General features: G+C 49.6%; 17 protein-coding genes, 1 tRNA gene and 2 pseudogenes. 6 read left to right on the top strand and 14 right to left on the bottom strand.

Annotated features, from left to right (window positions below):
• Positions 1 to 97: 97 nt before the first annotated feature.
• Positions 98 to 1,120: a hypothetical protein gene (locus BZG72_RS04300; RefSeq protein WP_131828022.1), complete on the bottom strand. Its 1,023-nt coding sequence runs from the start codon at positions 1,118 to 1,120 to the stop codon at positions 98 to 100.
• Positions 1,121 to 1,153: 33 nt separating this feature from the next.
• On the opposite strand from BZG72_RS04300, the pseudogene BZG72_RS04295 reads away from it, so the two are divergent.
• Positions 1,154 to 2,175 (top strand): annotated as a pseudogene (locus BZG72_RS04295) (IS110 family transposase).
• A 665-nt stretch (positions 2,176 to 2,840) separates the two neighbouring features.
• Here the strand turns inward: BZG72_RS04295 and BZG72_RS04290 are convergent.
• The 5 genes from BZG72_RS04290 to BZG72_RS04270 form a co-directional block, all read right to left on the bottom strand.
• Positions 2,841 to 3,341 carry a GNAT family N-acetyltransferase gene (locus BZG72_RS04290; RefSeq protein WP_077666160.1) on the bottom strand — a complete coding sequence of 167 codons (501 nt, stop codon included), beginning with the start codon at positions 3,339 to 3,341 and terminating at the stop codon, positions 2,841 to 2,843.
• A gap of 111 nt (positions 3,342 to 3,452) precedes the next feature.
• Positions 3,453 to 4,007, bottom strand: a complete 555-nt coding sequence (locus BZG72_RS04285) for a DUF4145 domain-containing protein (protein WP_077666159.1) — start codon at positions 4,005 to 4,007, stop codon at positions 3,453 to 3,455.
• Between the two features lie 73 nt (positions 4,008 to 4,080).
• Entirely contained in the window at positions 4,081 to 4,701 is a 621-nt protein-coding gene (locus BZG72_RS04280) for a LysE family translocator (RefSeq protein WP_046073464.1), read from the bottom strand.
• Between the two features lie 79 nt (positions 4,702 to 4,780).
• On the bottom strand, positions 4,781 to 5,407 hold the full coding sequence (locus BZG72_RS04275; RefSeq protein ID WP_077666158.1) for a hypothetical protein: 627 nt from the start codon (positions 5,405 to 5,407) through the stop codon (positions 4,781 to 4,783).
• A gap of 99 nt (positions 5,408 to 5,506) precedes the next feature.
• Positions 5,507 to 6,742: a Shedu immune nuclease family protein gene (locus tag BZG72_RS04270; RefSeq protein WP_077666157.1), complete on the bottom strand. Its 1,236-nt coding sequence runs from the start codon at positions 6,740 to 6,742 to the stop codon at positions 5,507 to 5,509.
• Between the two features lie 336 nt (positions 6,743 to 7,078).
• On the opposite strand from BZG72_RS04270, the pseudogene BZG72_RS16305 reads away from it, so the two are divergent.
• Positions 7,079 to 7,577: pseudogene (locus BZG72_RS16305) on the top strand (phage integrase N-terminal SAM-like domain-containing protein).
• A 195-nt stretch (positions 7,578 to 7,772) separates the two neighbouring features.
• On the opposite strand, the gene BZG72_RS04255 reads toward BZG72_RS16305, so the two are convergent.
• The 4 genes from BZG72_RS04255 to BZG72_RS04240 form a co-directional block, all read right to left on the bottom strand.
• A tRNA-Ser gene (locus BZG72_RS04255) sits at positions 7,773 to 7,863 on the bottom strand.
• Between the two features lie 139 nt (positions 7,864 to 8,002).
• A complete protein-coding gene (fabV, locus tag BZG72_RS04250) occupies positions 8,003 to 9,205 on the bottom strand; it encodes an enoyl-ACP reductase FabV (RefSeq protein ID WP_046073466.1) in 1,203 nt (400 codons plus the stop codon).
• A 212-nt stretch (positions 9,206 to 9,417) separates the two neighbouring features.
• Positions 9,418 to 11,718, bottom strand: a complete 2,301-nt coding sequence (locus BZG72_RS04245; RefSeq protein WP_077666156.1) for an acyl-CoA dehydrogenase — start codon at positions 11,716 to 11,718, stop codon at positions 9,418 to 9,420.
• Positions 11,719 to 11,884: 166 nt separating this feature from the next.
• The gene (locus tag BZG72_RS04240; protein WP_077579249.1) at positions 11,885 to 12,571 is read right to left on the bottom strand and encodes a TetR/AcrR family transcriptional regulator; all 687 of its coding nucleotides are present in this window, start codon (positions 12,569 to 12,571) and stop codon (positions 11,885 to 11,887) included.
• Positions 12,572 to 13,070: 499 nt separating this feature from the next.
• Here BZG72_RS04240 and BZG72_RS04235 point away from each other — a divergent pair, with 499 nt between their 5' ends.
• Positions 13,071 to 15,464, top strand: coding sequence for a DUF2339 domain-containing protein (locus tag BZG72_RS04235; RefSeq protein ID WP_077666155.1), 2,394 nt, complete (start codon positions 13,071 to 13,073; stop codon positions 15,462 to 15,464).
• On the top strand, positions 15,361 to 15,783 hold the full coding sequence (locus BZG72_RS04230; RefSeq protein ID WP_108743018.1) for a DUF2339 domain-containing protein: 423 nt from the start codon (positions 15,361 to 15,363) through the stop codon (positions 15,781 to 15,783). Before BZG72_RS04235 ends, BZG72_RS04230 begins: the two co-directional genes overlap by 104 nt.
• Before the next feature lie 330 nt (positions 15,784 to 16,113).
• Here the strand turns inward: BZG72_RS04230 and BZG72_RS04225 are convergent, their stop codons facing one another.
• Positions 16,114 to 16,968 (bottom strand): NAD(P)H-binding protein, encoded by an 855-nt coding sequence (locus tag BZG72_RS04225; RefSeq protein WP_077666153.1) that lies wholly within the window; start codon positions 16,966 to 16,968, stop codon positions 16,114 to 16,116.
• Between the two features lie 333 nt (positions 16,969 to 17,301).
• Here BZG72_RS04225 and BZG72_RS04220 point away from each other — a divergent pair, with 333 nt between their 5' ends.
• The gene (locus BZG72_RS04220; RefSeq protein ID WP_046073477.1) at positions 17,302 to 18,156 is read left to right on the top strand and encodes a MurR/RpiR family transcriptional regulator; all 855 of its coding nucleotides are present in this window, start codon (positions 17,302 to 17,304) and stop codon (positions 18,154 to 18,156) included.
• 157 nt (positions 18,157 to 18,313) lie between these two features.
• Entirely contained in the window at positions 18,314 to 19,759 is a 1,446-nt protein-coding gene (pyk, locus tag BZG72_RS04215) for a pyruvate kinase (protein ID WP_077579246.1), read from the top strand.
• Positions 19,760 to 19,893: 134 nt separating this feature from the next.
• Here pyk and BZG72_RS04210 read toward each other — a convergent pair whose 3' ends face one another.
• The 3 genes from BZG72_RS04210 to BZG72_RS04200 form a co-directional block, all read right to left on the bottom strand.
• Positions 19,894 to 20,517 carry a GNAT family N-acetyltransferase gene (locus BZG72_RS04210; RefSeq protein WP_241832514.1) on the bottom strand — a complete coding sequence of 208 codons (624 nt, stop codon included), beginning with the start codon at positions 20,515 to 20,517 and terminating at the stop codon, positions 19,894 to 19,896.
• Positions 20,498 to 22,039 (bottom strand): transcriptional regulator TyrR, encoded by a 1,542-nt coding sequence (gene tyrR, locus BZG72_RS04205; protein ID WP_046073479.1) that lies wholly within the window; start codon positions 22,037 to 22,039, stop codon positions 20,498 to 20,500. The genes BZG72_RS04210 and tyrR overlap by 20 nt, the downstream gene beginning before the upstream one ends.
• 318 nt (positions 22,040 to 22,357) lie before the next feature.
• Positions 22,358 to 23,380, bottom strand: a complete 1,023-nt coding sequence (locus BZG72_RS04200) for a YcjF family protein (protein WP_077666152.1) — start codon at positions 23,378 to 23,380, stop codon at positions 22,358 to 22,360.
• Positions 23,381 to 23,382: the final 2 nt, after the last annotated feature.

Here is a 23,382-nt window from a genome sequence, read left to right as displayed (position 1 = left end):
CAACGCCTCCACCCAACTTAACGCATTGTACTGTAAACACTAAATTTGAAGTAGAAACAAAAGTGCCAAGCGTTGAGAATCCCTCTTAAATCGCTTGCTATAAAACAAATGGCTTCGTAGCTTTACTGAATACATACTGGTTACTTTGCTCTACCATACGTACATTAAATGATTTCAATCTCTCTAGATCATCAGTGACCTTGTTCACCTTAATTTCTTTCGGCTTGCTTTTAAAGAGAGCGGGTATGTGGGACAAGCTAACGCCTTTTTCTTTTTCAAGTATCGCAGTAAATGCACCCAAATTTGTAAAACTATATACAATGTAGTGGGAATCCGTTAACGGAAACTCGTAGCATAAATGTGCGTCTTGATTTAAAAATGAGAACCCAACATCTGAGAATACAGTGTTTTTTTCACTCAAACTGAAGAGGAATATATTCAATGATGAATCTTTTTCATAAAACATTCCTCGAGTGAAAGACTCTAGGAAGTTCGACCCTTCATCGCCCACAAACAGAATTAGAAACAACAACTTTAGCCAACTTGTATACTCAAATTTAGAAATACCAAAATACTCACATACTCGTTGTTCTTGCGGTTTATTACCCTTTTCTAAACGGTTGTAGACTGCAAGTAACTCAGGGTCTTTTGGTACATACTTTAACGCACTACCAAAAATATAAAGAGTATTTTTAATGAGGAATGGATTTCTTATGATATTCATCCACTTATATGTAAATAAGTCTAAATATGAGTTATCTGGGTCCTCATCCAAGTATATTACTTTCTGAATTAAATCTATATAAACTGACTCATATCGACCAAATGTGTCTTCAAAATTGTACTGCTCTTCCCTAGACAAAAAGTCAAAGCAATAAAGATCTTCAAAGGAAAGGTTATTTGCTATAGCTGTCCCCTTTTTACTAGTCTTCTTGAATTTCAGCTTTTCCTTGCTAGTAACCTCAAATCTATTGATTTTCTTGGCCTTAACCTCAGCACTTCGAGCGTGAAAGACCTGTTCAACCTGAGCTATAAAGTGATGATTTCGTTTTTCATTGTTCATAATTTTTTCTTGTTTTATAACGAATGACATGGATTCCCCCTCTTGAAGATCTGCCACACTTAGGTGCGGCCTTTAATACCGGAGGTAACCATGTCTACTCAATTCTTTTGTGGCATAGATCTCGCCAAGCACCACTTTTCTCTTCACGCGGTGGATGACCACGGAAAACTCATTCTCCATAAATCTGTTTCACGCGCTAAACTACTGGGTACATTAGCAAATATGCCCACGATGTGCATAGGCATTGAGGCCTGCAGTGGGGCACATTATTGGGCTAGAGAATTCAACAAGCTCGGCCACGATACCCGCATCATGGCCGCAAAGTATGTCGGTCCTTATCGCACAAAAGGAAAAAATGACCTGAACGATGCCGTTGCCATTTGTGACGCGGTTCAGCGTCCAAACAGCCGGTTCATTCCTGTTAAGTCACCCGAACGCCAAGCGATTCTCGCGACTCATCGTGTACGTGAGCATTGGGTCAATGAACGTACCGCCCTCATTAATCGTATTCGTGCATTACTGGCAGAGTTCGGCATTATTATTCTAACGGGACGAGCCGCCATTCACAGAGAAGTACCACTCATTCTCGAGGCAGCAGAGAATGGCCTGCCTGATATTGCTCGTGCTGTCGTGGCAGATTGTTTTGACCACCTACAAACACTTAATCAGCGTATCGCCGATACCGAGCAGTGTTTCGATATGGTTACCAAGGCCAGTCCTAATGCCCAGCGTATTCTTAATGTTCGCGGCATTGGCCCACAAACAGCAACGGCGATTATCGCCACTATCGGAAAAGGCGAACAGTTTGATTCCGGTAGAGATTTTGCTGCTTGGCTTGGATTATGCCCAAACAGTACTCAACCGGAGGAAAGCCTCGATTAGGTCGTATTAGTAAACGAGGAGATAAATATCTCAGAACACTCTTAGTGCATGGCGCGAGAGCCGTCATCACGAACCTAGGCGATAAGCAAGATAGGCTCAGTGTTTGGGGGCGAAATGTCCTTGAGCGACGTGGCATGAATCGCGCCATTGTCGCTCTCGCAGCCAAAAATGCACGCATTGTGTGGGCATTATTGCACCATCAAACGGATTATCAAGATTACGCGGCCTAACTCGTCGCTGTCGTAAGGAGAAATACACCAACCGGGTCATTGCACACGCAAGTTGATGAGTATCGGTGAAGACCATTTGCAGAGAGCCTGTTAATGCGGCGGGCACCTTGATGCCTTCTAACGAATTAGGCACTGCAACCGCGCAATGTCATCAGGGCCATGACGTGAGTCAGTAAAAGGCCGAATGTAGAGCGGCAGTCCAAACCAAACTCAATACGCTTCGCGGATGCTTGACGAACGGGGGAATCCATGTAGCCCGCATTTTCGGCTGGTTTGGAGCGCAGTGGAAAACAAGTCCGACAACATGCGCTTGTTAGTTTCTGTGCTTCCAATCACCTACCTATCTTTCCCATTGNGTATCGGTGAAGACCATTTGCAGAGAGCCTGTTAATGCGGCGGGCACCTTGATGCCTTCTAACGAATTAGGCACTGCAACCGCGCAATGTCATCAGGGCCATGACGTGAGTCAGTAAAAGGCCGAATGTAGAGCGGCAGTCCAAACCAAACTCAATACGCTTCGCGGATGCTTGACGAACGGGGGAATCCATGTAGCCGCGTTAAGGGGTGAAGGCACGCAATACATAAGCCTCTGCAAAGCACCTTAATCACCAAACTCAACGCATACTAAAAATGCCACGCGTGCCAAATCCCTCTTAAACGCTTTGTTATATGCGTGTTTGAGTAGAGAGAGTAACCAGGTCATCACTGTCGTACAAACGTTCTGCGGATTCTTGCATACCAAGCTTGCGGAGTAGTTTCTCTGATGCCAGATTTTCTATTACCGCTACACCATAAACTTCAGACACCAAACCCGATTCCAAGGTGAAATTTAAGACTGCCTTTGAAGCTTCAAAAGCGTACCCTTTACCTTGATATTGAGGTAGCAATGCATACCTGATATCTGAAAAACTCGAGTCAGGAACTAACTCAACACCAGCATAACCGATTTTTTGAGATGGCTTACTCTTTAACGCAACAATGAAAGTACCATAGCCTTTCGACCAGTGAGCCACTTTGCTTGGTACGTAATTCTGAATGTACTCTAAGCTAAAAGGCTTTCCACCCGGTAAATATCTTGTTGTTTCAGCGCAAGTCAGAAGTTTTGTATAAATATCAGAATCTTCTGGGGTTACAGGGCTAAGTATTAGTCTTTCAGTCTCGATCATCGAATTATCCATTTCCTCTAGAGCATATAACGCTCTGCATAAGCGGCGCCCGACTAGGCGTCCGGTGGAGGCCCAATCGGGCCGGAACAGACTTAATGCGTTTGTTAAAAGTCACTCTGCTGTTGGCACCTTAGCCGGAAACTCGTAAATAAATTTAAGTAGCATTTCTATGAATGCAATAAGCTCTTCGGCCACTTCCTTAGGCATGATCTCAATTTCGTGCGTAGCCTCGTTACCCCGTTTCCGAATATGGTCAACCCATCCTCTACCATTAGGCGGAACGAACCCATTGTTTGCTAGGAATTCCACATAGTGAAAAAAGCTTTTTCCTTCCTCTGCACCCTGCGTCACTGCGATGTTCATTAGAAGTTTTCTGGAGGCGAGAACAGATGAGGTGTAAGCATTAACTGAAACACAGTTTCTTGCTTCTTTATACAAAGTATCCACACCATCCGGAAGATGGCTTACTTCATTGCCTGGAGCAACCTGAGGTATCTGTATGCCAGAGCCAAAATAGGTTGGATTGGTACAATGGGGGCATACTCTAATTCGGCGGAAGTTTGATCTGCGATCAGCATAACCGAGCGCGGACGCCACAACATTGCCGCAAAAACCACATGTGTAGGATGCCGACTCTATTTGAGATGTGTTGATCCACTCCGCCATGTTCTCTCCTTACTTTTAACGCTAAGCGAAGCGGCGGCCCGTCAGGGACGTCCGCCTTACGCGGTTGGTTAGTTCACTCACGCCGAGCTAGAAGAAGCCCTACCCCGGCACTGCCAAGAAATCCTGAACAGGTCCTATTGAACAATTGACGCATTGCCGGACGAGAAAACCAATGACGCAAAACCTTACCAAAGAAGGCGTAGGAGCCTATCGCGATCCATTCAAGCATCAGAAAAAAAGCTCCCAAGACCAAGAACTGAAGCCCTATTGAACCTGAAGGGTCTACGAATTGAGGAAGAAAGGCAGTAAAAATCAAAATTGCCTTTGGGTTACCTGCTGCCAAAAGAAATTCTTGTTTCGCCAATTGGAGCATGTTTTTACCCGCTGGTGACTCATCATCGGCACCGCCAGGGTCTGCTGTCCAAAGCTGAAAAGCCAGCCAAAGTAAATATAGACCGCCAAGGATTTTTATGGCGAGAAATAACTTCTCCGATGTATACAGTACTGTTGCCAATCCTGTAGCCGCAAGAGTAATCATGCCGACAAAAGCAACAAGCCGACCAATGCCAGCACAACAGGCTGCCTTGATGCCGTATCGTTTGGCGTTCGCCATCGCAAGGAGATTATTTGGCCCAGGAGCCATGTTCAGGGCAAAGCTCGCAGGTATGAATAAAAGGATCGTCGATAAGGTCACGATTGATTCTCCTTTTTGAACTAACGCCTAATTTAGGTGCGCCGTAGGCGTCACCTAGAATTTCTTGTTATAAGGCGAATTACTCACACGGCAATCTTGCGCCTTGTTTATCGTACCTTAAGCAATCATTAGCAATACGTGAAACCTCATCACGTATTGGGCTAAAGAAATACTTACACCCCATTATAACAAGGCACTCTTCTTCTGGGTCAAGAAGCTTAAATACATGTCCAACGGGATCATCAGCAAGTGCGTGAGAGTCTACAATACATGATGGAAAAAACATTCCAGCCTCATGCTCAAGCAAATACATATCTAATCTTTCATCGAAATGCTCCCATGCATTTCTAAGTTCACGATTGTAAAGAGGTGATGACTCGTCCAATTTAAAAGCTTTTCTAAGTCTGTTACCTCTAGCCTCTTTTAACTTTCGAGTATAGGGTTCGCTCTTTTTTCCTTGAGGTGAGGGCCAAAAAAAACGAGATAATGCAGCTGCATGACCTACGGCTTCTTGAACTGTGCTTATCAAATAACTTGCCGGAACATCTGAATTTTTATAATGATCATACCTTTCAAATGCTTCAAGAGATCTTGCCGCAGAATACAAAAGGGAGTGAATGTAATATGCTTCAAGTGGTGGATGAATTCCAGAGCTACTTTCAGCAATAATTTTTGCTCTTCTTTCCCTTTCTTCTTTATCAATCATTGAATTTACTCTGAACTCCCTTGAGCCTTATAACGCTTTGCTCACCGGAAAATTAGGAGCGAAGCGAGTATTTTTTCCGAGTGCAGCAACTTGTTAACTCTATGACTTAAGAATATCTTTGAGGCCAATAATTTTCTCCAACAACTCATCAAATGTAACTATTTCCACATTCTTTTGATTTGCCCTTGTAAGCTCAAAGCAATTGGACTGGCTTTCATTGAGCTTACTTTTCATTCCCGAAACCAAAATCACTTTTGGGTCTAGTACACTGTATTTTTGCCCCATATCTGTTAAGAAAGTGTTTTTCTGGTCAAGACATTGGCTAATTGCCCCTGACAAATCATCATGGATAGCATAAGTGTCAGGTTCTCGATATGGTCTACTTTTTATTAGTGACTTATTGTGGGTTTTAATTTCTAACAACGCGTAGTTATCTCGAAACCCATTCTGGAATAAGAAATCGACAACACGCCCCTCTTTATTTCCAATAGTCTTTCCACCGACATAGGCCTCTCGCTCTCTCATCACAACCTGAAACGGGAAAATATTAGCCAGAATCCACCCGTGTTTCTCAAAAAAAGCTTGCCAGTCTTTTTCATTGTCATTTTTAACTTTAAGTAGTGACTTGAATTTTTCTATAACATCATCAAGATAAGCTACGTTTATCTTATCTTTTGTTTGTATGAAATTTTCTGTTACTGAGATATTTGCCGCCGGAGCAAGCGATATTAGCGATAGAATTGAATCTAGGTCTTCACTCGATAGTGAAATATCATCTGAATAAAAGCTTAGATAATGTGATATCCCGCCCTTAGATAGCTTTGTTTTTCGACCTTCAACTTTTGAGGTAACTTTGGATAGGGAATTGGCAATAGCTGTCTTTCTTCTTGTTTCATAACTGCGAGTTTCTTTACCAATTGCCTTAATTGCATTGTCGAAATCCTGATAACCAAATGTAATGCTCTTTTGTGAGAATCGACTTTTCCCGCTTTTGTCTATAACTAGCTTTTCAACATCAGGAAATGCCTTATATAAAAAGGACATTAAGTATTTAGGTGACCCTGCAGTAAGCTTTATCTTATCTCCAGAACGCAAAGGAGTTGGAACGTCTTTTATTTTCTCCCAACCTCTTAACTCAATGGTTTTAATCTTCTTGGTACTAAGCCCTCTTTCTCGGCTGTAGCTAAATGGGTATATGAAAATCAAAGGCTTATCTTTATGGACTACTTTGGATAAATGCACAGGATTGCAATGTTCATCATAATACTGCCACTCAGTTTTAGTGGCAGTATCCTTATGAATGGCTTCTGTATTCGGCTCAATTTCTTTTTCCATATAGTCCAATCCTAAAGAGAGTTAACATTGTATTAGTCCGCGCGCTCGATTTTCCAAAACCGTTATACGCGCCTTTTTTCATCTAACTATTTATGATTAAACACATTTTTAAAGCTTGAAGCAATCACCTTGTCTGCGAAAGTGTGCATGCCGCCTATCCCGGACAATGCGTTCACACTATCCTCAAAGGCGAAGTTATAACCGTCTGATTATATTGAACTAAAGTTTTCTCTTTCGGCGATAATGTGAATGTGCCTCGAAAAAGCGTGCACACTATTTGGCTTTCTCTACCAATAAGCTGTATGAATAAACAGTCTTAGATGGAGGGAAAGGATCATGACCAAAAGCCCGTTTATGGCAAGCCTTCAGCACGAGATCAGGCGGCGAGGCTATGCGATCAAAACTGAGAAGAGTTACCTATACTGGGTGCGCCGATTTATCCTTTTCCATCATAAGCAACATCCGACAGACCTCAGTGATGAGGACGTAAAAACGTTTCTGTCTTATTTGGCCAATGCGCAACGAATTTCACCGAATACGCAAAAGGTTGCACTCAATGCACTGGCCTTTCTATACAACCAGTTTTTAAACCAACCGCTAGGTAAGATTGCGTAAAGCCTTAAACCGTGCAGTGCAAAAGGCCGGCATCACCCATAAGCACGTTACCTGTCATACGTTTCGCCATAGCTTTGCCACACAGATGCTTTTGGCGGGTTACGATATTCGCACCATTCAAACCTTATTGGGCCATACCGATCTCTCCACCACGCAGATCTATACCCATGTGATTGGTCAGCAATTTGCAGGCACAACAAGCCCAATGGATTTGCTTTAGCGCCCACGCTACCGCTGTTGGTTAGCGGCGTCCAAAAGGCCATGTAAGATGCAGAAATATTGAGGGTTAGCGTACCAGAGTGCAGAATAGCTGTTTAGACAGAATCGCCTAAAATGTTGGCGGGGTCAGAGTTTAGAAATTTACGGGAGTATAAACGCAAAAAAGCCGCTGACTACGCAGCGGCTTTTCGGTATGTGGCGGAGAGATAGGGATTTGAACCCTAGAAGGGCTATTAACCCTTGCCGGTTTTCAAGACCGGTGCTTTCAACCACTCAGCCATCTCTCCGGAACGCGGCGTATATTATTGGGTTGGGATTGGCTTGTAAAGCAAAAAACCATGAGTTGGGGTGCGTTTGGTTAGCTTTCAGCCAATAAAAAAGAGGCCAGCGTTTGGCTGACCTCTTTTGGGTGTTTGCTAGGCGGTTTTAGATGTTTTCGACATCAAATTCCACTACCGGGCTCACGTCTGCGTCGTAGTCGACGCCTTCAACGCCAAAGCCAAATAGCTTCAAGAACTCGGCTTTGTATTCGTTGTAGTCGGTCAGCTCAGTGAGGTTCTCTGTGGTGATCTGTGGCCACAGGTCGCGACAGTGCTGCTGAATGTCTTCGCGCAGCTCTAGGTCGTCTAAACGCAAGCGACGCTCGCTATCTACCTCTGGCTCGCTGCCATCGGCTTGATACAGGCGCTGAGTAAACATGCGATAGATTTGCTCCATGCAGCCCTCATGGACGCCTTCTTCGCGCATTTTCTTGAACACCATGGCAATATAAAGCGGCATCACCGGGATCGCTGAGCTGGCTTGGGTGACCACGCTTTTGAGTACCGCCACGTTGGCGCTACCGCCTTTGGCGGCAAGTGTTTGGTTTAGCGCGTTGGCAGCACGGTCTAAGTCCATTTTCGCTTTACCTAGCGCGCCTTCCCAGTAGATTGGCCAGGTAAGCTCTGTACCAATGTAGCTGTAAGCAACAGTTTTGCAGCCTTCAGCAAGGACACCGGCGTCATTAAGGGCGTTGATCCAAAGCTCCCAGTCTTCGCCGCCCATCACGGTGACGGTGTCTTGGATTTCTTGCTCAGTGGCAGGCTCTACGCTCGCTTCGATAAGTTGGTCTTTGTTGGTATCGACGGCGGTTGAGGTGTAGGTCTCACCGATAGGTTTCAGCGACGAGCGCACCAACTCACCACTGTCAGGTAGCTTACGCACTGGCGAGGCCAGCGAGTACACCACCATGTCGATTTGACCCAAGTCTTGTTTGATCAAATCAATCGTTTTTTGCTTGGCTTCATGCGAGAAAGCATCACCATTGAGGCTTTTTGAATACAGGCCTTCTTGCTTGGCAAACTTGTCGAATGCGGCTGAGTTGTACCAGCCTGCGGTGCCAGGCTTTTTCTCGGTACCTGGTTTTTCAAAGAACACGCCAATGGTTGCGGCGCCGCCGCCAAAGGCTGCCGCAATGCGTGAGGACAAGCCATAGCCGCTGGAGGCACCCACAACCAGTACACGCTTAGGCGCATTCGCAATCGGGCCTTGCGCTTTGGTGTAGTCAATTTGCTCTTTTACGTTGGCTTCACAACCAACGGGATGTGTCGTCGTACAGATAAATCCACGAATTTTAGGTTTGATGATCATATTCAACGTCCCTCACAAAATTGAGGCTAAGGATAAATACTAACGCCTGCCTATGCATCCCCTTTTACGGAAAAAGGGCAAAAATACCCAGTGGTTGGAGGTGTTGCAGGCAAGAATAGTGGGCAAGATCTCAGCACTGTGGCCCCAAGTGTCAGCGCCAATAAAAAAGCGCCTGCGAGGTGCAGACGCTTTTTCGCGCAAGTTAGCGACCTTTATGCCGCTTTGCTTGGATTGGGCTTGGCAATGGCACCGCCTTCTAGCTGGCTAGAGGTAAACCATTCGGCTTTAAAGTCATCCACTTGTACCGCATAAGCACGCAGCGCATCAGCCTCTAGCAGTTTGTCACGCGCTTCGGCAGTAATGAGGTTTTGCTCAACCGCTTGTTGCGAGCGATCCGCCAAGCTGGCTTTGCCATCAATCTGCTTGGCTTTCACCGCTTTGATCAGGGCTTTTTCGGTGTCACGACACGCCCACATCGCCGTAAACGCACGCTCCATCACCGCCACCGGATCGTCGGCTTTGTCGCCCACATAGCATAAGTGCGTCCAACGGTCGCGCTCTGCGCTCGGTGTCATTAACTGCTCGGCAATCTGATTAAGCAGTTTGTCAGAGGGCATTTTGTAGTGCATGCCGAGCGGGAACAAGAGCACACGTAGGCTGCGGCCCACCCCTTTGGCAGGGAAGTTATTAAAGGCCCCATCAAACGCTTTGGCACACTGGGCTAGGCAATATTGCAGCGCATAGTGCACCATCGGCAGATCTTGGCTCGGACGGCCTTCATCTTCGTAGCGCTTCAACGTTGCCGACGCCATATAAAGATGGCTCAGAACATCCCCCAGACGCGCGGACAGCATTTCTCGGCGTTTCAGCTCACCGCCAAGAGACAACATTGCGACATCGGTGGTCACCGCCAGTGCACGACTCATGCGGGTAAGGTGACGATAGTATTTAGCCGTCTCGCCACTCACCGGCGCACGGTTGGTCAGCGATCCGGTCAGCGCGTTGACCAGCCCCATCACGCTGTTTTTAGTGGCATGGCCAATGTGTTTAAACAGTAATTTATCAAACGCTTGGGCGCCGGCCTCTTGGTCTGGGTTCGCCGCCGCTTCCATCTCTTTAAGCACGTAAGGATGGCAACGGGTCGCCCCCTGACCAAAGATCATTAGGTTGCGGGTAAGAATATTCGCGCCTTCCACCGTGATTGCCACCGGAATACCGAAGTAATGATGGCCAATGTAGTTTAGGGGCCCCAACTGAATCGCACGACCCGCGTGTACATCCATCGAATCATTCAAGATGGTGCGCGCAATTTCGGTCATGTGATATTTGGAAATCGCGGTGATGATCGCCGGTTTTTCTCCCTGATCAAGCGCGGTGGTGGTCAGGGTGCGGGTCGATTCAATTAAGTAGTTCAACCCGCCCATGCGGCCTAGGGCTTCTGCTACCCCTTCAAAGCGGCCAATGTGCATACCAAATTGTTTACGCACATAACTGTAAGCGCCTGTGGTACGGGTGGCGAGATGCCCTACCGCCGTCCCCAGTGCGGGTAACGAGATCCCTCGACCGGCTGATAGACACTCCACCAGCATGCGCCAACCACGGCCAACGTAGTCTTTGCCGCCGATGACCCAATCAATCGGAATAAATACATCTTCACCCTTGGTGGTGCCGTTCATAAATGCCATGTTGAGCGGATTGTGACGATCGCCAATTTCAACGCCAGGGTGGTCTGCGGGGACCAGGGCACAGGTGATGCCAAGCTCTTTTTTGTCCCCCAGCAGGCCGTCTGGATCGCCCAGTTTAAACGCCAAGCCCACCACGGTCGCCACGGGGGCCAGTGTAATGTAGCGTTTGTTCCAGCTTAAGCGGATCCCCAGCACCTGTTCACCATTGTGTTCACCCATGCACACCACGCCGCGGTCTGGAATACTACCAGCATCGGAGCCTGCTTCTGGGCCAGTTAGGCCAAAGCACGGCACTTCACGGCCATCGGCCAAGCGTGGCAGCCAATAGTCGCGCTGTTCTTGGGTACCATAATGGGTCAGCAGTTCACCCGGCCCCAGTGAGTTAGGCACCATCACGGTCACCGCTGCGCTTAAGCTACGGGTGGCAATGCGCGATACGATGGTAGAGTTGGCAAGCGCCGAGAACGCGAGGCCACCGTATTCTTTGGGAATGATCAGCGAGAAAAAGCGCTCTTTTTTCAGATAATCCCAGACTTCTTCCGGCAGATCTTTTTGCTCTTGGACAATTTTAAAATCATCCAACATCGCCAGGAGGGTTTCTAGCTGGTTATCGATAAACGATTGCTCTTCCGCGCTTAACGCCGGCTTGCCATATTGGTGCAAGGTTTTCCAGTTCGGCGATCCGGAAAACAGTTCACCGTCCCACCACACACTGCCGGCTTCCATCGCTTCGCGCTCAGTGGCGGATAACGGTGGCAGCACTTTTTTGAAGAAAGTAAACGCTTTATCACTCACCAGTGAACGACGTAATGAAGTTTGAGAGCTCATGATTCAGGTCCTTTTGTTGATCATGGTTGCACTCTTTTTACTGTTATTGTGCGACCAGAACGGGTTTTTACATTGCACTTCACGCACCGTGATACACCTGTCGCTGCGCTGAGTGGTTCAAATAAGCGGGACGCATCGCATCCTCGCTTGATGTGTTTTGATTGCCCTACTCCGCTTGTGACTCCGTCGCGAAGGCGAGCACTTGCCCCTGTTGTGCCATTGCCGCGGGTTTGGCGTTCATCCCTGCTGCTAGATACGGAATTAAGCGGTCAACGATCGCTTCGGTATCAAGGGTGCGACCAAAATCGTTTTCGGCAATATCACGCAACGCTTCGCTGGACGCCATGGTGAAAATGGCCGCCCCAAGGGTGAAGTGTAAATGCCAAAACACCGCCTCTGACGTCAGTGCGGGGTTGGCTTTGCGTACCGCTTGGTTAAACAGCGACAGCACGTGTTCGTAACGGGTGGTGATAAACCAACGTAAATGGCCTTGTACATCGGTATAACCGCGGCCAATCAGTTGCATAAAGGTGGCTGCACCATGTGGCCGATACGCATCAAGCGCAAGCACTGGCTGTTTTGCGCATGAGAACACTTGTTCCATCGTGCAATCTGGTCGCACTAAGAGCGCTTGCAGCTGCTCACCGAGCGCTGGCATAAACGCTTCGAGGTAGCGTCCGAGCACGGCACGCACCAGTGATTTTTTGTCGCCAAAGTGATAGTTCACTGAGGCAAGGTTAACGCCAGCCTTGCTGGTAATCGTGCGTAACGACGTTTCTTTAAACCCGTGCTCGGCGAAGAGCTGCTCCGCGGCATCCAGAATTTTTGCTTTGGTGTCGCCTCGTCCTGCCATTGTTCATTCACCTGTATTAAACGCTTGTTTAACTTTATACCCAGACATGGATTTTAACAAGCCTGAAACACGCACGCATCGCATGAGTAACATCACATTATTGAGTGATTTCGCCGAGACAGCGACCAGGTGGGTTTACACCCGCGTTTGCTGCATGACCGTATATTGTTTGGTAAATCGTGATGACGTTTTGCGCGCTTGGCTGACTATGTAACGCGTTGAATAAAAATGGTTAAGCAGCCAGCTCTGCCACGCTCTCAGCCATGGCTGTGCTTTTTTTGAACAAAAGTGGGAACCCATTCGCATTTCTGGTAGTCACACCTTGTGCCACTGCTTTTTCTAGAAGACTTTTCTTCTATGCCCACTCGCCGTTTGCTTGTGGGCTTTTTTATGCACTTGCTCCCAAGTTTTGACTTTTCTTGTCGCGATTACGCCAATTCATTCGGCCCCGCTGTACAGTGTGCACGCATTTAGTGACAGCGGGCTTGGTTAACGCGATATGGAATCCTTACTCCTCTTAGTGTTTGTCGCCAGTTTGGTGATGCTTATTGGTGGTATTTGTGGCCTCTCGGCCCTATTCAAAGTCAACGCACTCAATCGAGAGCTCTCGGAAGTGCGCCATACCCTTTCCCAGTTGCAATCGAAAGCGGACGCTGACGCGGTGCCGACGTCCACTCAAGCCAACCTCACGGCTGAGGCTCACACAGAGCCGGTTGAAGCTGGTCGCGATACAGACGCGGCTATGGTATCGCGTGATAGCCACCCATTAACGCAGGAAACCCTCACCACATCGACCCGGCATGCGCCATCTAACACTGAGCCCAGTGATGTAGAGCCGGTCGCAACCAACACCGCCCATACCGCCTCTGACGCGCAACCATCAGGCGATAACCGTCATCGTCTCGCTTGGCTTGAGCGCGCGAAACAACAGTGGCTGGTTTGGAGTGGCGCCGGTATTTTTACCCTCGGCGGACTTTTCTTAATTTCCTACCTGATCAGTGAAGGTTATTTCCCTCCGTTAGCCCGTCTTGGCTTGGGAGCGCTGTTTGGCGTCGGCTTGATTGTTGGCAGTGAATGGCTGCACGATAAGTTGCGCCGGTATACGCAAATTGATTGGCCGAGCTATGTGCCGGCTGCGATTGCGAGCGCGGGCTTTATCAGCTTGTTTGGCCTGACCTTGATGGCGGCGACGCCCTATCAGTTTATTTCCGAGCCAGTCGCCGTCGTGATGCTGGCGCTGATTTCGCTCGCTGCCACCTTCTACGGGCTTAGATTTGGTCCGTTACTGACCGTGGTCGGGCTCATCGGGGCGTATGGCGCGCCATTGTTCTCTACCAGTGCCACCCCCAGCTACGGGTTGCTCGCCAGTTATTTCTTGCTCGTCGCCGCCGCCATCACCTATGTGGCTCAGCGCGTCGAGCGCCGATGGCTATGGTATAGCTTGTGGGGGATGCACCTTGCTTGGCTGTTTGCTTTTGCGCATTTTTCGGTGCCATTGCTTATCGTTACCGGGTTTGCCCTCGGCTCTGTGTACCTATTAGTCGCGGTGCCAACGTTGGGGTGGTTACTCAAACCAACATCTGACGCGCCACTGTCTTGGCGCACCCTTGTCGATATTCGAGCTTGGCACCATCACGCACTCGATACTTGGCTGATGCTGGCAATAATGTTTATTGCCTCTACTGCAGCGTTTTCTTTACCGTTTACGGTCGGGATGCCATTGATGGCCGCGTTGGTGGCATGGCTTTATCTCGCGCCGCTTTTCTCCGCACGCTGGGATGCGTGGCCGGTGCTGGGCTTAGCTTGGGTCGCCCTCTGGTTATGGTTCGGTGATCTTGCCCGCGACCCACTTGCCCAGCAGGTTGGCTTGGGGATGGGTGTCATTACCCTGCTCTATGGCTTAGCCCTAGGTAAACGGTCACCGCAACGTATCCATTTTATCTGGCTAGCGTGCCTGGCCACGCCCTTCATGGTGAGCCTTAATGCGAAGGTGACAGGCGCGTTTTGGGGGGGAACGCTTGCGTACGCGTCTAGCGCACCGTTATGGGCGGCTTGCCTCGCCGGTGGCGGCGCGGTGTTAGCGGCCTTTACTCGTCATTTTAAAGGTACCGATCAGGCCCATGTTCTGGCTCGATTGAGCCTTTGGTGTGGCGTCAATGCCCACCTGGCGCTCGCGTTAACGTTGCTGCTGAGCGATTACGCTCTGACCTTGGCCTTGACCGCGCAAGCAGTGGTGATGCTTTGGCTCACCCATCAATACCGGATAGCGCTCGCCAATTGGGTGATCCAAGCACTGCTCAGCGTGGTGCTCGCGCGCGCGACCTTGTTATTGCTCTCCACCCATCATATGGCATCACTGCCAGACACATTATGGCTTTATCCGTCGCTTGGGCTGTTGATTTATGTTGGTCAGCGCTGGGTCCAAAACCACACACTGCCCGCTTGGCTCACTGGCGCACAACTGCAACTCGCCGCGCTGTGGCTCACAAGTGCAACACTGTGGCTATGTGATCTTCAAGGGCTGACCAGCGTGATGCACTCGGTTTCTGGCGCGGTGGTCATGAGCATGAACTGGTTATTATTGGCGTGTGTGTATCTTTATCGTGCTCGCGCCGCGCAGACATTCGCGTTTTTGTACCGTATCGGCGGCATCGCCCTCTTAGTCTTAAGTGCACTCACCCAATTTATTCTCTTTTTCGAGCATAACCCATACGTTGAGAGGGTCTCGATTGGTGACTCGCCACTTGCCAGTTTACTCTGGCCTTGGTGGGGCGTTCCTTTGCTCGTGTGTGTGGTTAGCGAAATGGGGATATCCATCGCTACCCTTGCCAAAAGCCCGAGTGCAAACAGCGGCCAGCACCTGTGCCGCGGTGTTTGTTTTTTTGCTGGTTAACGGTTTGATCCGTCAGACTTGGCAAGGCGATACCATTGCCCTGTCGCAATTGACCTCACATGCAGAGCTGTATACCTACTCATTGGTATGGTTGGCAATAGGGAGTTTGAGCTTGCTGGGTGGCTACTGGCAGCAATCGGTACGGGTACAGCAGGGCGCAATGGCGGTGTTGGCGCTAGTAATCCTAAAAGTGTTCCTGGTTGATATGGCAAGTTTAGAGGGGCTGATGCGAGCATTGTCCTTTATTGGCCTTGGGCTTTGCTTGGTGGCGTTGGGTGGATTGTTCCAATGGCTCAAGCAACGGCAATGGGCCGCCTAGCCCGACGTCGGTGACACGCTAGGCCATCTCACGCTATTGCAATCGCTGTGTTGCAATAGCGTGAGATGGCGACATTAATTGCCGCCATTTATGAGACAAGCATCACATCTACATCGCCTATTGATTAAATATCACGACTTTTTTTAATTTGTAGGAACTTCTTTAAATTCGCCCAGTCCTAATGGGTGCATCGGTAAGAAATGCCTTATCCCCCTCAGAACGTGAGGGAGCATGATTCATCTTTCTTTCCGACCTGCTGCTGCTTTTTCTACTTACTTTAGAGTTTGTTTGTCTCTACCTTTATTTTTGCCCACCTTGTGTGGGCTTTTTTTATTTTGGGGCTGGGTCGTCCGAAGTCACCTGACCATCTGCGATCATTTGATACGGTGAGGCATAACGTAAGTTAAGTCCCAGTTGCGATAGCGTCTGCGAGGCATCAATCCATTTACCATCGCCTGCACTTGGCTGATACTCAGGCGGTGTTAACCCCATTTCACGCGCTGCCCAGCCGTAGTACACACTTTTCGCTGGGTGCAGCTCCGCGCACAGATGAAAGATGTGACCCCATTGGCGCTGATGGATAATCGCACTGATCGCCGCTATCACGTCACTGCGGTGGATCAAGTTTACCGGCTCATTGCCGCCTGATAAGCCTTGTCGACCCGCGAGCATAGTTGAAGGATGACGCGCACCGCCAATCAACCCCGCGAGCCGCATGATTGTTCCTTTCTCTCCATACGTTTCGCGCAGATGCGCTTCGATATGTTCGTGTGCTTTGCCCGACGCCGTGGTGGCGGCGGTCGCGGTGTGCTCGGTCACCTGCCCTTTAAGCTCCCCGTATACAGAGGTGGTGCTGATAAAGAGCACATGCTCAACGCCTGCTTGGGCCAGGCGGTCGATAAACGCGCACATGGCATCGCGGTATGCATCAAAGTCGGCGTGACGACGCCCCGCCGCGATATTGATCACCACGATGTCAGTCTCGAGCAATGCCGCCGCTGCTTGATAATCCGGCGCCATCACATCAAACGGCACCACGGTGGTCGTCAGCGTCTCGCTCAATGCTTGCGCCGAGGCTGGCTCACGTTTGGTCCCCACCACGTGGTGTCCAGCGCCAAGTAGGTGTGACGCCAGCGGTTGGCCCAACCAACCACATCCACAAATTCCAACTTTCAATCCTGACACACGCGCTCCTTATGATTACCTAGGGTTACGTAATTATTTTTCAATGTAATGGTTAACACCAGCCAATTCGGCTGATTTTTGACCATTTATTTATTTCGCGCTGTAAATATATTCCTTAATTATGTAAGGAAATAACTAAAAGCGTGAATGGTGACAAAGTTTTTATGCTCAGACAGTCATAATAATGTCATTACAATCCGCGAGAGGATAGACTATCTGTTACTAAACGGCAGTCAAAAGCCGTGGTGAATGACGCACTTAACACTTCATTGATGCTCGCTCTCATCGAGCGACAGTTTTTAACTTTGGTCTTGAACGTAAGCGGTAACTCAGATGAATACTCTGGAAAAAATACAAAAAAATCTTGAAAACTTCAGCAAATCTGAAAGAAAAGTTGCTGAAATCATTGTCGCCTCCCCTCAAACCGCTATTCACTCGAGTATTGCGACTTTGGCAAAGATGGCTGATGTGAGCGAGCCAACGGTTAACCGTTTTTGTCGTCGCCTAGATACCAAAGGCTTCCCGGACTTTAAACTTCACTTGGCACAAAGCTTGGCCAACGGCACCCCGTATGTGAACCGCAACGTTGAAGAGAACGATGGTGCGGATGCTTACACGGCGAAGATTTTTGAGTCAACCATGGCCTGTTTGGATGTAGCGAAAAACAGCATCGACACGCACCAAATTAACCGCGCGGTCGACATGCTAACCCAGGCGAAAAAAATCGCCTTTTTCGGGTTGGGCGCATCCGCATCGGTCGCGCATGACGCGCAAAACAAGTTCTTCCGTTTTAACATTCCGGTGGTGTGCTTTAACGACATCGTGATGCAACGAATGAGCTGTATTAACTGTAATGATGGCGATGTGGTGGTGATGATTTCACACACAGGGCGTACCAAAAGCTTGGTTGATGTGGCTAATTTAGCCCGTGAAAACGGTGCCACTGTAATCGGCATCACGCAGCGCGACTCGCCGCTAGATAAAGTGTGTTCCCACACCATCCAGCTCGATGTGCCGGAAGACACGGACGAATATATGCCGATGGCAAGCCGGGTCGTGCAAATGACGGTTATCGACGTGCTAGCAACAGGCTTCACGCTTCGCCGTGGCCCAGGATTTAGAGATAACTTGAAGCGTGTCAAAGAAGCCATTCGCGATTCACGCTTTCATAAAGAATCCCTGACCTAACTAAAAGGAGTGCGTTGGCACTCCTTTTTTGTGTCATCTTTTCGACGTTTTTGATGCGCTACACTGATGTCAGCAGGTCGTCGAATCCAGACTTGGCGGTGATGTTGCCCTTTCTGCACTATCCCTTAAAACATCACCCTGTATATAGGAGTTAATCATGTCTGCAAAACTGAGAAGAACGAAGATTGTTACCACATTAGGCCCTGCCACCGACAAAGACAGTGTGTTGGAGTCAATTATTGTCGCCGGTGCTAACGTCGTTCGCCTCAACTTCTCTCACGGCAGTGCGGAAGACCATATTAAACGCGCCGATCAAGTGCGCGCGATTGCGGCGCGACTTGGCCGCCACGTGGGTATTTTGGGTGATTTGCAAGGCCCTAAAATCCGTGTTTCGACCTTTAAAGACGGTGCCATTACTCTCTCCGTTGGCGATAAGTTCACGTTAGATGGCGAGCTCTCGCCTGGCATGGGCGACCAAGACGCGGTCGGCCTTGATTATAAAGCTCTGCCCCAGGACGTCACCAATGGCGATATTCTGCTGCTTGATGATGGCCGCGTACAGCTCAAGGTACTGGCGGTTGAAGGGGCCAAAGTGCATACCGAAGTCACGGTAGGCGGCAAGCTCTCTAACAACAAAGGGATCAACAAAAAAGGCGGTGGCCTGTCTGCCCCTGCACTGACGGAAAAAGACAAGCAAGACATTCTGACTGCCGCCAAAATTGGCGTCGACTTCTTAGCGATCTCCTTCCCGCGCAACGGCCAAGATATGCACTATGCCCGCTCTTTGGCGCGCGACGCTGGCTTGGATGCGCGTTTGGTGGCCAAAGTAGAACGTGCCGAAACCGTGGTCAGTGATGAGAGTATCGACGACATTATTGAAGCGTCTGATGTGGTGATGGTGGCGCGCGGTGATCTTGGTGTGGAAATTGGCGACCCAGAATTGGTTGGGGTACAAAAGCAGCTCATTCGCCGCGCGCGCAGCATGAACCGTTTGGTGATCACCGCCACCCAGATGATGGAATCAATGATTTCCGCCCCCATGCCTACTCGCGCGGAAGTAATGGATGTGGCCAATGCGGTGCTCGATGGCACCGATGCAGTGATGCTATCGGCAGAAACCGCTGCCGGTCAGTACCCGCTGGAAACAGTACGCTCAATGGCTGAAGTGTGTGTCGGGGCTGAGAAGATGCCGTCGGTTAACGTATCGAATCACCGCCTAGACCGCCAGTTTGATAGCCAAGAAGAAACAGTCTCTATGGCGACCATGTACGCGGCGAACCATATGAAAGGGGTCAAAGCCATGGTGTCGCTGACCGAATCGGGCCGCACAGCCTTGATGATGTCACGTATTTCATCCGGTAAGCCGATTTTCGCGCTATCGCGTCACGAGCACACGCTTAACCGTGCCGCACTCTATCGTGGTGTGACGCCGGTGTATTTTGACAGTGACAGCGGTGCCGGCTTGCAAGTGGCAGAGCGCGCCCTACAAACCTTAAAAGAAGGTGGCTTTTTGGCCGAGGGAGACCAGGTGATCATGACCCAAGGTGATCAGATGGAAGTGATTGGCTCGACCAACACTATGCGTGTGCTGACAGTGAAATAGCCGTGCTCTCACGCCTGCTATGTAAATAACTCGCGGACAAAGCGCATACTAGAAACGCAAAAGGCGACCTAATCGGGTCGCCTTTATTATTGCCTTGTGGGTGACTGCTGGAGCATCCGTGAGACGGTCGCGGGTCAGGCCGGTTTAGGTCGCCAGTGCGGATTGATGTGCGCCATTAGGATATGATCTTCCCATCGGCCATTAATCAGCAAGTAATCACGCGCTCGGCCTTCATATTCAAACCCCACCGCCTCTAGCACTTTGGCACTACGCTGGTTACACGGCATGTAGGAAGCACACACACGATGGATATGGACGTTATCGAATAGCCACTGATTGGTCGCGGCGAGCGCTCGACGCATGATCCCTTGTCCTTGTGCCGCTTCATCTAACGAGTAGCCCACGGTGCACGAATAAGACGGGTATTGCATCACACTGGTATAAGAAATCACCCCCAACACGCGAGGCGAGTCTTGCTTGGCGATCAAAAAATAATAAGCCAGCTGATGCTTTTGTAACTCCATCAGCTGCAGCACGCGCCGCTTCCATCCCTGTTCAGTATAAAAGCCCGCCGCACGCTCAGGCTCCCAAGGGGCGAGAAAATCACGGTTGCGCTGAAAGTATTGCACCACCCGGGTCACGTCTTCGTGACTGATGGCATCTATGCGTAGCTCATCAACGGACAAACGCGGGAAGTGGCTAATCGACGTCTGATACATACTGGCTTCCGGCATCGGCTTACTTTTTACCAATCCCATAGTCGCGCAGTTTATTGGCAATCGCGGTGTGCGAGACATCCAACCGTTTAGCCAGCTTACGCGTTGAAGGGTAGCTTCGATACAGGTTATGCAAAATCCCCGACTCGTAACGCTTCATGATTTCATCTAACGAGCCATCCATCGATTCTTCACTCATAAACTGAGTGTTTTCAATTTCTGGCAGTTGGACGTCATCAATCGTCATCACTTCTGCATCAATTTGGGTCATCGCATGAAGCAACACATTACGTAACTGGCGGATATTCCCGGGCCACGCATAGTGGGTAAGGTAGTCCGCCAACGCCTCATCGATGCGCGGCTTGGATTGCCCTAAATCGGCAGCAAATTGTTTGACGAACAGTTCTGCAAGCGGCATCACGTCGGCCGTTCGCTCTCTAAGTGGTGGGACAGTGAGCGATAACACATTGAGACGATAGAAGAGATCTTCACGGAACTGATGGGCCGCCACCAGCTCAGGCAAGTTTTTCTGTGTTGAACAGATCACTCTTACATCCACCTGCATCTCGCGTTCTTCCCCCACGCGGCGGAAGGTACCATCTTGCATAAAGCGCAATAGCTTCACTTGCAGGTGGCGGCTCATTTCGCCCACTTCGTACAAGAATACCGTGCCGCCATCCGCTTGCTCTAAGATGCCTTTTTTGGCGCTACCGCCTTCTTCGGCGGCCGCCATACCAAACAATTCGGTTTCAGCGGCGTTATCCGGCATAGAGACGCAGTTAACGAGTAGGAAAGGTTTGTCTGCGCGCAAGGAGTGACGGTGGCAGGCACGCGCTATCATTTCTTTACCTGTGCCCGTTTCGCCTTGTACTAAGAGAGGTGCATCCAACATCGCCAGCTTTTTCGCTTGGCTAATAAGCTGCTTAAACTTGTTTGACTGACCCACAAGATGATCAAACCCGTGATCGCTCGGGGTACGGAACACAGTTTGCGAGGTGTTATTCATCGCCACCTGCTTGAGCTGCACCACCGCACTCACCAATACAGGTTGCTCACTTTCGTCATTAATGTGCACTGGCATCACTTCCATGAGGAAGTCGAGCCCAGCCATTACCACCATACGACAGCTTTGGCTGGCTTCTTCTTTTTCCAGCCAATGGGCAAACTGAAAGTCAGGAAACACGCTGTTTGCATGTTCATCGATAAGCTGGTGTTCACTCGAGCCAATCAAGTCTTGCGCCGCCTTGTTGGCCATATCAATGTAGCCATCGAGGTTAATCGACACCACAGGATCGGTCAGGCTTTCAACTAACGCTCGCAACTCTTTATGTTCACGCTCAGCCGGTAAGAATTGTACTTTGCGTACGTCGGTGACCCCAGAAATGAGTCGAATTTCCGACATCAACTGGCTAAAGGCGTCGAATTCAATTTCCGGACAGTTGAGGTATATGATCCCGACCTGGTCAATTTCAATACCACGTAGGTCGATGTCGCGGCGCACCAGAATATCGAGGAGTTCGCGGGTAAGCCCGATCCTATCTTCACAACAGACTTTCAGTCTCATAATGGATTCCTGTAACTTGACAGTGATACCCAATACCGGCAGCAAGCCTTTTTGCGATGAGTACCCTAAAACTATGCCCGCTTCAACGGGTTACTGAAGCATTCATCGTCGCGGCTGCATGCGCTGCATTAGCTGTCAGGATAAGTTGACACTGAAGCGGAGTTTGAGCGGGTTGGGGGGAACAGTCAAGCCCTGATGCGATTTTTGCCTTACGCCGTCACGTTTGTAGCACAGAGAACACGCAATTAACTCACTGATTATTCAATGAATACCAATGTGGCTGGTCAGTCTACCTACCAGCCACCTTACCGGCGTGGACTATGACGCGTCTTGTTGACGCTTCCCCACCAGCCGCTTTACCAACTCACGGCGAAGTTGTGACAGGCTAGGCGCGGCTTGACCATGCCAAGGCAGTGGCCGCATGAGTGACATGGTTTTAAGCCCCAACCGCGCGGTGAGCAGGCCAATGCCGAGCCCCTGCGCCACCCGGCCTGATACTCGGCCAGCGATATTGACGGACAACACATCAAAGCCCACATCGGTCATCGCCTCACTGGCACCCGCCAGCGCCATGTTAGTGAGCACCATTTTCAGTAGGCGAAAACGTGCTTTAACGCCCAGTTGGATCCCGTAGATCTGCGCGATACGCGTCATCAAATGAAAATTACGCCAAGCAACCAACAACATGTCTGCCGCCGCCAACGGGCTCACCGCTACCATGAGTGCCGCCTCTTGCGCGTGCTTGGTTACCAGGTCACGCGCCGCTTTATCTTGCGCACTCAGTACTTGCTGCTCATAGAGGCTCAGAATTTCACTGTCGTTATGTGTGGCCGCCAGTTGCTGCTGCCAGTTGGCAAAGGCTGCCGTTTGGGCCTGCCCGGTTTGCTCAGCCAATTGCTGACAAAACCGCTCTCCTTGCCCGACCGCATCGCTGCTTAGCAGCTGTTCCGCTTGCTCCCGCACGGCTTCACGCTGAACCAAACGACGCATCGCCCGCCATTCTTTGCCCAGCATCACCAGTCCGGTTGTGGCAACCGCGACGAGCAGGCCCTGCCAACCCAGACTCAACCAATCTCGTTCGAGCCAGCTTTGATAGACGCTGTCCGCCGATTGCCACACGGCGAGCAGCACAGTCACCAATAGCAAAAATGGCCACACGCGGCGACGTTTACGTGGCGAAGGCCTTAAGGTCGCATCAAGATCCGCATCCCACTCTTCACTCGAGACAGGGGTAAAATCGGTTTCCGATTCGAATTGGGTTCCTTGTTGTAATTGGCTTTCCGTGTCACGTTCTACGTCCACATTTTGTGCAAAGGTTTGTTTTGGCTTGTAGTGCGTCATAG

Source organism: Salinivibrio sp. PR6, assembly GCF_001995955.1.
In the GTDB taxonomy this organism is placed as follows: domain Bacteria; phylum Pseudomonadota; class Gammaproteobacteria; order Enterobacterales; family Vibrionaceae; genus Salinivibrio; species Salinivibrio siamensis.
The sequence above is the reverse complement of the archived record's forward strand: the minus strand, read 5'-3'. Positions and strand labels throughout refer to the sequence as shown.